Raw genomic sequence first — 12,682 nt, 5'->3', positions numbered from 1 at the left:
TCCTTTCCCCCCTTTCTTTTAATCATTCTCCTGCGGTTTTAAAATTTTAATGGCGATAAATACAAGTATAAATATGTGAATAAATAATCCAATGGCAGTTGTTGACGCATATCCAAACTGATAATTTCTAAAAGCCTGCCTGTAGACGTTCATAACCATTGTAGTGGCTGCCCCCCCAGGCCCACCAGTTCCCTGTGTAAGAACAAAAGGCAAGTCGTACATGCTAAGACCACCAATTATTGATGTAACAACCTGATACATCATTATAGGCCTAAGTAACGGAAGCGTTATGTTGACAAATGCCTTCCATTTGCTTGCTCCATCAACTCTTGCAGCTTCAAAATATTCTTCAGGTATAGCTTTTATTCCAGCCATAAAAATTATCATTGTATATCCAAACCACATCCACGTCAATGCAAAAGATACTGTTATCCTAGTTGCCCAAACGTTTTGAAGAAAATGAAACGGCTCATCTCTAACATTTAAGTCAAGTAATAAATTGTTAACCACTCCACCTGGATATTCAAGTAGAAATAAAAACAACGCCCCCACTGATGCCATAGTTATAAGATTTGGCAAATAAAAAATTGCCCTAAAAACTGCTTTTCCCTTAAAGTTTTTGCTTGTTAGTAACACAGCCAATGCTAACGCCCCTATAAACTGAGGTATCACATTCATTATCCACATTATCCAAGTGTTTCCCACACTTCTTATAAAAGCTCCTCCAGACATAATATCTTCTAGTAAACGTCTATAGTTATCCAAACCTACAAACTCTGCAGGAACTCTTGATCCATCCCAGCTGGTAAAGCTTAAAATAAGTGTATTCACTATTGGATATAACAAGAATATAGCCATTACCACGAAAAAAGGAAAAATGAATATATATCCCCAATGGGCGTATTTATCAGCCTTTAATGCATTTTTAAACAAAGGATACACCCTCCTATACTCAAAATCTTTGCCCTACTACCCACATTGGGCAATAGGGCAATGTACTAATAAAATACTATTTAACAAATTCCATATTAATAACCGAAAATTAGTCAACTTCTAAATCATGAAAAGCCTCTCTAACGTCTCTCTTAAACTGGTCAATCATTTCATCTCTTGTAAGACTACCTTCTAAGAATGAATCCATTGCAGATGTAAAAGCATCTTCAATAGTACCATCATACTCAGTTATAATATCACCACTGATCTCGTCTATCATTGGCTCATAGAAAGCATATGGATTTTGACCAATTAACTCATGTTCAAATTCATCATCATTAGCAAGCTTTTCTATTACTGCTATATTACTTGTAAAGTCTCCACTTTCTCTTGCATGTGCCTCAGCCTGTTCTTCGTCAAGAGTTAGGAACTTAATGAATTCCCAAGCAAGTTCTTTGTCCTCACTGTCTTGGGACATACCAATCCATGTTCCACCCCATGAAAATGGTGTAGCAGCATGTGCTAATCCCCATTCACCTGCTGAAGCCATAGGATTGTCTAATTCATCTTCCATTGAAGAAATAATTATCCATCTCAATCCCCATGTAGGAATTGCCCATGCAAAGTTTTCTTCGTCTTCAATAGCTGCTGTCCATTGAGAAGACCAAGCTCTCATTTCTCCGTCATATCCGCTATCTCTTAATTCTTTTGCAATGTCAATCATTTCATGTACTTTATCGTCAATTACAAGTTTATTGTCTACAACCCAGCCCTGGTCACGTGAACCTAGGTATATTCTCATTAGTTCATCCCATGCTGGGAAAATATTTACACCTGCTTGACCTAATGTCTCTGCTGTTTCAAGTATTTTTTCTTTACTTGAAAACATCTCTGATATTTCATCTGGGTCGTCAGTTCCAAGATGCTCACGTGCAAGAGTTCTCTTGTATCCAATAGCACCTGGAGTTCCCTGATGAGACAATGCTCTTATTTTACCATCATCACATGTTCCAACCTCAAGCGTATAAGGAAGTAACTTGTCATCTAACTGATCTGCATTGTAAGGCGGTTGTGATAAATCCTCATATCCACCTTCAAGGTTAACAAGTCTCTTAACAAAAGCCACCTCTGCTGCAAATACATCTGGAACATTTCCTCCTGACCTAATGTCTTGTGTAATTGCATTAAGATAAGCATCCTCTTCGTCAGTTACAATTTCAACTTCCACACTCACACCTGGATGTTTAGCCTCAAATGCTTCTGCTAGTGCAGGACCTTCATTTGGATTAAAGTGCATAAATGTAAGCTCTCCAGATAACTCCTTGTCATCATCACCAACATCATCACCAACATCACCATTTTCGTCCTCTACTGGCGTTGGATCAGCCGGTTCTGGAGGAGTGTCCTCTCCACCACAACCAACTAAAAGCGAAGCTGTCATAATTGCACTAAGTATAACTGCTACACCTTTCTTAATATACTGTTTGTTCATTTCGGTTCCCCCTTGTTTAATGTTTTTTTATATTAAACGTACTACATAATCGGAATTGTGTACGTTTAACGCATACTTAATATACCCTCTCACAAATACATACTTTCCAAAATGTATTTTCATACTATATATGTATTCTTTAAAACTCAATCACAATACTCTTTATTTTTGTACAACTCATTTTATTTTTGTGCAACTTAACTAAAACTAAGTGTATTTTATTATTATTTTTGTTCTTTGTCAATAACCCATTAAATTATAAGTTAAATTATACGTGTAATCTTTAAATATGTCAAGGTGTCTAAAACGCCGTATAATATAGGTTTTCTGCCAAAAACACATCATCATTGAGATTATACATAATTAATTATGAATTTATGAACGAAAATGTAAATGAATTTCGAATATTATCTTTTTAGTGTTTTTATCAAATTTTATCCAGCATCTTCACTTTGTTTTTTAATATTTGACCATTTCCCACATCGATCCCCCCACCTAGCTAAAACTTCACCATTTGAAGAAATTTCAATTATCTCACAAAGATTTGAACAATCGTTACATTCTATGCTTTTGGCCTTGTATTCATTTTTTATCATTTCAAATCCATAAAAATTAGTGTTTTTAGTTGCTGACTTCATCTTATCTTTTGCTATTAGTGCTGCTCCATATGCCCCCATAACATCATAATACGAAGGTATTATAATCTTTTTACCAATTGCTTTTTCAAAAGCAGATACAATTCCAATATTTGCAGCAACTCCTCCCTGAAATACAACTGGGGCTTCTATCTCCTTACCTTTTGCAAGATTATTTAAATAGTTTCTTACCAGTGCTTCACACAATCCGTTTACAATATCCTCCACGCTATGACCTGTCTGTTGTTTGTGTATCATATCCGATTCGGCAAATACTGCACATCTTCCGGCAATTCTAACAGAAGATTTTGATTTTAACGCCAAAGAGCCAAATTCGCCAATTGATATTTCAAGTCTCGCTGCCTGCCTGTCTAAAAAAGACCCTGTACCAGCAGCACAAACTGTATTCATTGCAAAATCACATACAATTCCATTTCTCAATAATATTATTTTTGAATCCTGTCCACCTATTTCTAAAATTGTCTTTACACCTGGCACAAGCTTTTGAGCAGCAACAGCATGTGTAGTGATTTCATTTTTTACGATATCTGCACCTGTTATGACATTTGCCAGCTGTCGCCCACTCCCAGTTGTTCCAACTCCTTTTATTATTATATCTTTCCCAAACTTTTCTTTTAATGATTCCATACCCTTTCTTAACGCATTAATTGGCTGACCTCCTGTCCTTAAATATAAATTCTCCACTACCTCATCACTTTCATTTACAACTACAAGATTTGTACTAACTGATCCAACATCAATTCCCAGATAAAATGAATTTATCTCCAATTTCTGCTCTCTCCCTTCTCTTTTCAAGTAAGTCTATAAAAGCCTCTAGTCTGGTCATATATCCAGCTTCCCCTGTAAGCTCATCAATAATTAAAGTTAATACAGGAATATCTAAATCTCTTTCCACAGACGGAAGTATACTCTCTGAAACTATTTCTGGCATACATGTAAGTGGATAAATTTGAATTACTCCATCATAACCTTTTTCAGCATATATTACTGTGTTTCCTATTGTTTCCTGAGCGTGACCGCCAATCATTGCACCTAAATAAGGCTTTGCAGCTGTTTTATAACAATCATCTTTTTTAATTGGCAAAACTGCTTTTAATATATGCTCAACAATCCAATCACTTATTGTTATTGACCTGTCAACTTCAATTCCCATATTACCTAATATTTTTTCAACATTAAAACTAGTAAAGGAATCTATTGTGGTATATATTTCACCTACTATTCCAATTTTTATAGGCTTGGCTTTTTTATCTATTTTTAATTTTAAAATTTTGTTTTTTGTTTCTTCTGTTAATCTTAAAATTTCTTTAGAACCATTTGATTTTAAAATTTTATTTTGAAACTCTTTATATATTTTGTCCACAGAACCTTTTTCAACCTCTATAGGACGAAATTTAAATGTTAATCTCTCTAATTCATCTACTTTTTTTGATACAAAAACGGTGTCTTTTAAAACTTTTATAATTTTGAATATATTTAATCCACCTGTAAGCTTTTTTATTCTTTTTATAAACCCTTTTATATTTCCATTTGGTAATTCTAAAGTCAATATATCCATATTATAACCATTGTCCTGTAAGATTTCTCTACTCATTTCACAATAATAACCAAATCTACAAGGCCCGCATCCCCCCATAATCAATATTGTATCTGCTCCCTTTTTGCTGGCCTCTATATAATTACCTAGATTCATTTTTAATGGCAGGCATGCCATTTCAGGTGCATATTTTGTACCTGTTTCCAACGCTTTTTTATTGTTAAAAGGAGGTATTTCATAATCAACTCCAAAGTCATCTAAAAGAGCTTTTGCGGTAATATATGTATTACCCATATGCGGAAACGTTATCTTCATTTTTATACCTCCATCTTATCATATCAGTAAATGCTTCTAACCTTGTATTCATACCAGCTTCTCCTGAATGTTCGTCAATATTGAGCACTATAAACGGAATTTCAGAATTCTTTCTAATTCTTCTCTCTACCATGTCACATACAAATGAATCTATACCACAACCAAAAGCCATCAAATATATTACTCCATCAATATCATCTCTTTCTATTAAATGCAGTGCTGTTCCAATGGCTTTCCTTCCGTAGTTCCAAAACATCTGCTTTTTAAGAGCCTTTACATTCTCATTAATAATTTCACTGTCAATCATATCAATAGTTATTATATTTATATCATCATTTTTAAGCTTTTCTATAAGGTTCATGCTGCTGTATTTATCATATATATTATATACATGCCCTATTAATGCAATGTTAAGTTTATATTCACTATTATTTTTTATTACATTAAATTTTTTTTCTAAAATATCAGTAGGTACTATCCCCTGTCTTACCCTTTTTTTGAATTGATTGTAGTTTTCTAAGGCTTTTTCATATGCATACTTTATACTCTTTACATCTTGTGTGAAAAATTTTCCTATTTCTATAATAGCTTTCAAAACATTCCCATTAGACTTCCTTAAATTTATTTCTACGTCTATTATTTCTGGAAGATTATTCATTGTGTTTCGAATCATGTCAGGTAATCCACCAAATTTGGGACATATATATTCATTTTTAGATATACTTGTCATTCTTGGTATAAACAAATAATCAACTTTGTCTTTAATATTTAAAACATGACCATAAAACAATTTTACAGGAAGACATGCTTCATCTACACTTAAGCTCACACCATCATCCACAATTTTTTTTGTTGTATAATCAGATACTATCACCTCTGCTCCAAGTTCTTCAAAAAAAACTTTCCACAAAGGGTAGTATTGGTAATAAAATAATGCCCTTGGTATTCCTATTTTTTTATTCATACTAAAACACCTCAAAAGCTATTATTTGCGTATATACTTTTTTTATACTCATAAAAAAAAGGTTTCCTTAAAGGAAACCGATAATATTATAAGGTCATATTTATTTTTTCATATATTCTGTAAGCCCCAGTCTATTATAAGTATTATTAATCATATCCTGCCAATATAAATTGTCTCCAGACATTTCTTCTGATTTTTGTAAAAGCTCTAATGCTTTTTCTTTATCACCTACTCTAAAATATCCTACTGCACCATTTAAATAATTCATAATATTGTCAGGTTCATCCTCTATTGCCTTTTCACTCAAACGTACCAAATCTGTCCAATTCTCAGCTAATGTATATGAGTCCATTGCCCGTACAATATAATAACTTTTAGATTCATCTTTGTACAGTTCTTCGTACATACTTGCAGCCTCATTATAATTTTCATCCCTGTAAAGCCTGTAAGCTTTCATTTCTGGATCTAAAATCTCAATCTCATAATTTTTCTTTAATTCTTCTATCCATTTATTATATTCATCAGAGTTGAGGAACTCATTTACAACAAGCATCTCTTCATACTCTTCTATCGTTCTAAAATACTCTACAGCACTTTTAACATAAACAATTTCATATCCATTTGAGATCTTTACTGGCTCTAACAGCTGGTCAACTTGTGCACTAAATACATGTTTGTTCAGCTCTGGATGAACTCTTGCAAAAATTGCATCAGTAACCAACCCTCCGTCCTCTGATGTCTCTTCATTTTCAGAGTGCTCTTTGGCCATCTCTTCAAAATCTTCACCTTCTAAAAGACGTTCATAAATATCCTCAGCTTTTGTCAATGCATCTTCTTTTGTTCTATCATTTAGAGAAATAAATATATGCCTGTAATCAATTTTTTTGTTTTGCATTTTATGGTCTTTGTATTTTTTTTCAATTTCTTCTTTATCTACAGATATACCATAATCAATAGCTGCATTATGAAATAATTTGTGCTTTAAAATATATTCATGTATTCCTTCTCGCATTTCTTCTTCATCTTTATAACCTTGTGCTGTCATAAACTGTGTTCTTTCCATAGGTTTTGAATATCTCTCATCTATAAATCTTGATATATACTCATCAACTTCCTCATCTGCAACTTCTATTCCTGATTTCTCAAATGCATAATCGTCAAGTATAATGTTTTCAATTATCTGATCAAGAAGCATATCGTTTCGCTCTTCATCACCTTTTTGTAGCATCTCAGGGTTTCTTTTATGTCTTTCAAAAAAAGCATTTCTTTCTGATATAAAAGTTTCCGAACTTACAAAATTCCCATCTATCTTAAGAACTTCATGTCCAAATGGCTTTGAGCCTTCTTCAATGTCCTCTTTTTCACCTGACAGGAAAAAATATGCTCCTGTAGATGCAAATACAACCACCACAAGAGTTAATGCTAAAAATATTGTTTTTCTTCTGCCCATTTAAAACTACCCCCAGCTCAATTGGTTTTTTATAATACCATAATTATAACCTTGATACTTCATTTTTTCAATGCTATATGAACTCGGGGGGTGTATATATTATCGGTAGACTTTTTTGATGCCAGAAAGCAATGCACTTTCTTAGGCATTAAGAAAGACTCCACCTTCTAGAGGTTGGAGTCTTAGAATAAGGTAAAAATATTTAATTTTTAAGCTTTCCCATCACAGCCCAATACGTTGATTATTTTATGTTTTACTAAATCTTTTATTGATGCTCTTGCTGGACCTAAATACTTTCTTGGATCAAACTGAGCTGGGTCTTCAGAAAAGCACTTTCTTATAGTACCTGTCATAGCCAGCCTTAAATCTGAGTCTATATTTATTTTACAAACTGACATTGAAGCTGCCTTTCTAAGCATATCTTCAGGAACACCTTGGGCACCAGGAATTTTCCCTCCATTTTTGTTAATCATCTCAACATATTCAGGAATTACTGATGATGCACCGTGTAAAACTATAGGGAAACCTGGTAGTCTTTTTTGTACTTCTTCTAAAATATCAAATCTTAACTTTGGTTCACCCTTAAATTTAAAGGCACCATGACTTGTACCTATAGCAATAGCTAATGAGTCAACTCCTGTTCTTTCAACAAATTCTTGAACTTCATCAGGATCTGTAAATGCTGCATCTTCTGCTGACACATTTACAGCATCTTCTATACCCGCAAGTCTTCCTAATTCACCTTCAACTGTTACTCCCTTATCATGAGCATAATCAACAACCTGCTTTGTCACTTTGATGTTATCTTCAAAAGAATGATGAGAACCATCAATCATAACAGATGTAAAACCTCCATCAATACAGGACTTACATAGTTCAAAACTGTCACCATGGTCAAGATGAACACATATTGGAAGACCAGTCTCCTCAATTGCAGCTTCTATAAGCTTCATCAAGTATGTATGATTTGCATACTTTCTTGCTCCTGCTGAAACTTGAAGAACTAAAGGCGCTTTAACTTCTTTGGCAGCCTCTGTAATTCCCTGTACTATCTCCATGTTGTTAACATTAAAGGCTCCTATAGCATATCCACCTTCATATGCCTTCTTAAACATTTCTTTGCTTGTAACCAAACCCATATTTCCCACTCCTTATATAGTAAAATTAATTGAACGCAGAATAAATGTTTACATTAATATAACAGCGTCCAATTGCTTTCAATAAGTGTTCTTTAAAATCATCTATGCACTTTTTTAACATACAGATATTAAACGCTTATTGTTAAGTTTTTATCATTTTTATTTTATCAGATTCAAAATGAAAATCAAGCTAGAATTAAAAATAAATTGATAAATTTTTATCAACCTCAATTGCAATTTATACATTATTATGTTATATTTTTATGTGGTTGTGTTTAAACTCAGTAATATAAACACTTGTAAAAATACAAATGTTACATATATTATTAAATTTTTAGGAGGTATTAGTATGAGCAAATTAACAGGTGCATGTATATTTGGCCAATCAGGTGGTCCTACATCGGTTATAAATTCTAGTGCAGCAGGTGTTATACAGGAAGCTTTAAAACAAGACTGTATAACTGAAGTATACGGTGCTGCTCATGGAATTAAAGGTATTTTAGAAGAAAATTTTTACGACATGAGTAAGGAAGATAAATATGAGCTGGATCTTTTAAAAATAACTCCATCTTCTGCACTTGGTTCTGTAAGATATAAGTTGAAAAGTGCCGAAGATGATGAAACTGATTACAAAAGGCTTTTAGAAGTTTTTAAAAAGTATAATATCAGATACTTTTTTTACAACGGTGGAAATGACTCAATGGATACCTGTAATAAAATAAGCAAATATATGCAAAAGGTTGGTTACGAATGTAACGTAATGGGTGTTCCAAAGACAATTGATAACGATTTATGGGGAACAGATCACTGTCCTGGTTATGGAAGTGCTGCAAAATATGTTGCAACATCAATAATGGAAGTATATCTTGATGCACGAGTTTATGATACTGGTATGGTAACAATTTTCGAAATTATGGGAAGAAATGCTGGATGGCTGACAGCTGCTTCTGCTTTAGCAGCTCATAAAGGACTTGGACCTGATTTAATTTATCTTCCCGAGATTCCATTTAGCATGGAAAAATTTCTTGAAGAAACAAATAAAGTTTATGAGAAAAATGGTAAAGTTATCGTAGCTGTTTCAGAAGGATGTAAAGATGAACAGGGAAGATACATTGCTGAAATGGGCGCTAACCTTTCAAAGGATTCTTTTGGACATGCACAATTAGGCGGAGCAGCTTCAATATTAGCTAATGCTGCTAAAGAAAAGATGAACACAAAGGTTCGTGGAATTGAATTTAGTCTTCTTCAAAGATGTGCCGCTCATTTAGGGTCTTTAACAGATGTAAATGAATCATATATGGCAGGTCAAGAAGCTGTTAAGAATGCTGTTGAAGGAAAAACTGACTATATGGTTGCCTTTGAAAGAGAAGAAGGCAGTGAATACAAATGTAACACCAAGCTTATTAAATTAGATGATGTTGCAAATACAGAAAAAACAGTTCCAAGAGAGTGGATAAACAAAGAAGGAAATGGTCTTACAGAAGACTTTGTAAAATATGCCCTTCCATTGATTCAGGGAGAGTCAACACCTCCACTAGAAGATGGATTGCCAAGGTTTTCAAAGTTAAAGAAGGTTTTGGCTAAGAAGTAATTAATCTGCATTAATTGCATTTAGGCTTAATATGTGATATAATTTAATCACAGTTAAAAATTAATAATTTAAATCATACAACTGGCGGAAGTGGAGTTTACCACATGGAGTATGATTTTAAAGTTGCCGACCGCCTGGGCATTTGATAGTGCTCAGGTGGTCTTTTATTTTGAAGTCTTTTAATAGACTTCAAGTAACTAAAGTACTATTACAGAACTCGGTGGAAACACCCCTGTGTTTTCCTTTAAGGGCTTTGGAAGGAGGTATATTATGTTTGAAGCATGGAGAAATTTCACATCCGGCATGTGGCAGGAAAGTATTGATGTACGTGATTTTATAGTAAAAAACTATACTCCTTATGATGATTCTGAGAATTTTTTAGTTAAGGCAAGTATAAAAACAAAAAAATTATGGAGCAAGTGTAAAAGGCTTCTTAGAGAGGAACATTCAAAAGACGGTGTTCTAAATATTGACACTGACACAATTTCTGGTATTGCCAGTCATCCACCAGGATATATTGATAAAAAATATGAGGTGATTAAAGGACTTCAGACAGACAGTCCGCTAAAAAGAGCTATTATCCCTTTTGGTGGTATCAGAATGGCAAAGCAGTCCTGCGAAAAATACAATTACAAGCTTTCTCCTAAAATTGATGAAGTTTTTAATAAGTATCGAAAAACACATAATGATGGTGTTTTTAGTGCCTATACAGATGACATGAAACTGGCAAGAAGATGTGGCGTTATTACAGGTCTTCCTGATGCTTATGGGCGGGGTCGAATTATTGGAGATTACAGAAGAGTTGCCCTTTACGGCACTGACAAACTTGTAAGCGAAAAGCAAGAGGATTTAACCAAACTTCTTGATATGGATATGTCTGAAGAAGTAATCCGGTTAAGAGAAGAGGTCTTTGAACAAATAAATGCTTTAAAAGAACTTGCTCAAATGGCTAAAGAATACGGATATAATATTTCAAAACCTGCCAAAAATGCTTTGGAGGCTGTTCAATGGACATATTTTGCCTTTCTTGGCTCAATAAAAGAAACTAACGGTGCTGCAAATTCACTTGGAAGAGTAAGTACTTTTTTTGACATATATATAGAAAGGGATCTACATGAAGGAACTCTCTCTGAAGTGGGCGCACAAGAGTTAATTGATCAATTTGTTATAAAATTAAGAATGATAAGACATCTTAGAACTCCCGACTATAATGAACTATTTGCAGGTGATCCAGTATGGATAACCGAATCTATAGGTGGAATGTGTGAGGACGGAAGACATATGGTTACCAAAACTTCATTTCGTTTTCTTCAAACTCTGTTTAACTTAGGCCCTGCTCCTGAGCCAAACATTACAATACTATGGTCCCACAGACTTCCACAAAGTTTTAAAAAGTTTTGTGCCAAGGTTTCTATGGTTACAAGTGCAATTCAGTATGAAAATGATGATCTTATGAGAACTAACTTTAACGATGATTACAGTATTTCCTGCTGTGTATCTGCCATGGGTACAGGAAAAGACATGCAGTATTTTGGGGCACGTTGTAATCTTCCTAAGCTTCTGCTTCTGGCCTTAAATGGTGGCAAGGATGAAGTAACAGGTGAACAGGTTGCTCCTGAAATGGAGCCTTATCCAGATGAGTATTTAGATTACAACAAAGTTTTAACCAGATTTAAACAACTCCAAAAATGGCTTGCTAAATTATACGTAAATACAATGAATGTTATCCACTACATGCATGACAAATATGCATATGAAAGACTTATGATGGCACTTCACGATACAGAAGTTGAAAGATTTATGGCTTTTGGTGTAGCAGGTCTTTCTGTTCTTGCAGACTCATTAAGTGCTATTAAATACACTTATGTTAAAGCGATACGGGATGAAAGAGGTCTTATAACTGACTTTGAAATTAAAGGCGACTATCCTCAATTTGGCAATGCCGATGATAGAGTTGACAACATTGCAATTGATATAGTACGAAACTTTTATACAGAATTAAGAAAGTGCTCAACTTATAGAAATTCAAAGCACACTCTTTCAATTCTCACTATAACATCAAATGTTGTTTATGGTAAGAAAACAGGATCTACTCCTGATGGAAGAAAAATAGGTGATGCTTTTGCACCAGGTGCAAATCCAATGCATGGAAGAGACAAATTAGGTGCCTTGGCCGCTTTAAATTCAGTTGCAAAAATTCCATATGAATACTGTAAAGATGGAATATCTCTCACAATGACCCTTGTGCCTCGTTCATTGGGAAGAGATACAGATTCAAGAATCAATAATCTTGTGGCATTGTTAGATGGCTACTTCGCCCAAAGAGGCCATCATATCAACATTAACGTACTTGAAAAGGTTGTACTTGAAAGGGCAATGAAGGATCCATACAATTATCCACAGCTTACTATAAGGGTTTCAGGCTATGCAGTTAACTTTATAAGGCTAACTCCAAAACAACAATCTGAAGTTATAGCTCGAACCTTTCACGGTGCAATGTAACTGGGTGAAGGTTGGGCATTAAAAAAGCTAGCTGCAAGGCTAATCAATTGCCTTTGCAGCTAGTTTTTTATGAATCAAACATTTAGAGTATATATACATGTGC

At 34.1% G+C, this 12,682-nt stretch carries 9 protein-coding genes and 1 riboswitch; of the genes, 2 read left to right on the top strand and 7 right to left on the bottom strand.

Annotation, left to right across the window (positions count from 1 at the left end; translation table 11 throughout):
* Window positions 1-18 precede the first annotated feature (18 nt).
* The 7 genes from RBH29_RS03435 to fba form a co-directional block, all read right to left on the bottom strand.
* On the bottom strand, window positions 19-933 hold the full coding sequence (locus RBH29_RS03435; RefSeq protein WP_306695152.1) for a carbohydrate ABC transporter permease: 915 nt from the start codon (window positions 931-933) through the stop codon (window positions 19-21).
* A gap of 109 nt (window positions 934-1,042) precedes the next feature.
* Window positions 1,043-2,425: an ABC transporter substrate-binding protein gene (locus RBH29_RS03430; protein WP_306695151.1), complete on the bottom strand. Its 1,383-nt coding sequence runs from the start codon at window positions 2,423-2,425 to the stop codon at window positions 1,043-1,045.
* A gap of 434 nt (window positions 2,426-2,859) precedes the next feature.
* Complete coding sequence (locus RBH29_RS03425) at window positions 2,860-3,849, bottom strand: acyl-CoA dehydratase activase (protein ID WP_306695150.1); 990 nt, start codon at window positions 3,847-3,849, stop codon at window positions 2,860-2,862.
* A complete protein-coding gene (locus tag RBH29_RS03420; RefSeq protein WP_306695149.1) occupies window positions 3,818-4,933 on the bottom strand; it encodes a CoA protein activase in 1,116 nt (371 codons plus the stop codon). The genes RBH29_RS03425 and RBH29_RS03420 overlap by 32 nt, the downstream gene beginning before the upstream one ends.
* Entirely contained in the window at window positions 4,905-5,897 is a 993-nt protein-coding gene (locus tag RBH29_RS03415; protein ID WP_306695148.1) for an acyl-CoA dehydratase activase-related protein, read from the bottom strand. The genes RBH29_RS03420 and RBH29_RS03415 overlap by 29 nt, the downstream gene beginning before the upstream one ends.
* Window positions 5,898-5,997: 100 nt before the next feature.
* A complete protein-coding gene (locus RBH29_RS03410) occupies window positions 5,998-7,347 on the bottom strand; it encodes a peptidylprolyl isomerase (protein WP_306695147.1) in 1,350 nt (449 codons plus the stop codon).
* Window positions 7,348-7,556: 209 nt separating this feature from the next.
* Window positions 7,557-8,486 (bottom strand): class II fructose-1,6-bisphosphate aldolase, encoded by a 930-nt coding sequence (gene fba, locus RBH29_RS03405; RefSeq protein WP_306695146.1) that lies wholly within the window; start codon window positions 8,484-8,486, stop codon window positions 7,557-7,559.
* 349 nt (window positions 8,487-8,835) lie between these two features.
* On the opposite strand from fba, the gene RBH29_RS03400 reads away from it, so the two are divergent.
* Together RBH29_RS03400 and pflB are read left to right on the top strand one after the other, a co-directional pair.
* Window positions 8,836-10,077: a 6-phosphofructokinase gene (locus tag RBH29_RS03400; protein ID WP_306695145.1), complete on the top strand. Its 1,242-nt coding sequence runs from the start codon at window positions 8,836-8,838 to the stop codon at window positions 10,075-10,077.
* Window positions 10,078-10,144: 67 nt separating this feature from the next.
* Window positions 10,145-10,224: riboswitch (ZMP/ZTP riboswitch) on the top strand.
* A 123-nt stretch (window positions 10,225-10,347) separates the two neighbouring features.
* Window positions 10,348-12,579 (top strand): formate C-acetyltransferase, encoded by a 2,232-nt coding sequence (gene pflB / locus RBH29_RS03395; RefSeq protein ID WP_306695144.1) that lies wholly within the window; start codon window positions 10,348-10,350, stop codon window positions 12,577-12,579.
* Window positions 12,580-12,682 lie beyond the last annotated feature (103 nt).

Source organism: Herbivorax alkaliphila, from assembly GCF_030848475.1.
Classification (GTDB): Bacteria; Bacillota; Clostridia; order Acetivibrionales; family Acetivibrionaceae; genus Herbivorax.
This window is presented reverse-complemented; position numbering and strand designations above follow the sequence as displayed.

Coding starts and splice junctions, on each gene's coding strand:
- pflB (WP_306695144.1), top strand. CDS start 10,348: ATGTTTGAAGCATGGAGAAATTTCACATCCGGCATGTGGCAGGAAAGT.
- RBH29_RS03400 (WP_306695145.1), top strand. CDS start 8,836: ATGAGCAAATTAACAGGTGCATGTATATTTGGCCAATCAGGTGGTCCT.
- RBH29_RS03430 (WP_306695151.1), bottom strand. CDS start 2,425: ATGAACAAACAGTATATTAAGAAAGGTGTAGCAGTTATACTTAGTGCA.
- RBH29_RS03410 (WP_306695147.1), bottom strand. CDS start 7,347: ATGGGCAGAAGAAAAACAATATTTTTAGCATTAACTCTTGTGGTGGTT.
- fba (WP_306695146.1), bottom strand. CDS start 8,486: ATGGGTTTGGTTACAAGCAAAGAAATGTTTAAGAAGGCATATGAAGGT.
- RBH29_RS03420 (WP_306695149.1), bottom strand. CDS start 4,933: ATGAAGATAACGTTTCCGCATATGGGTAATACATATATTACCGCAAAA.
- RBH29_RS03415 (WP_306695148.1), bottom strand. CDS start 5,897: ATGAATAAAAAAATAGGAATACCAAGGGCATTATTTTATTACCAATAC.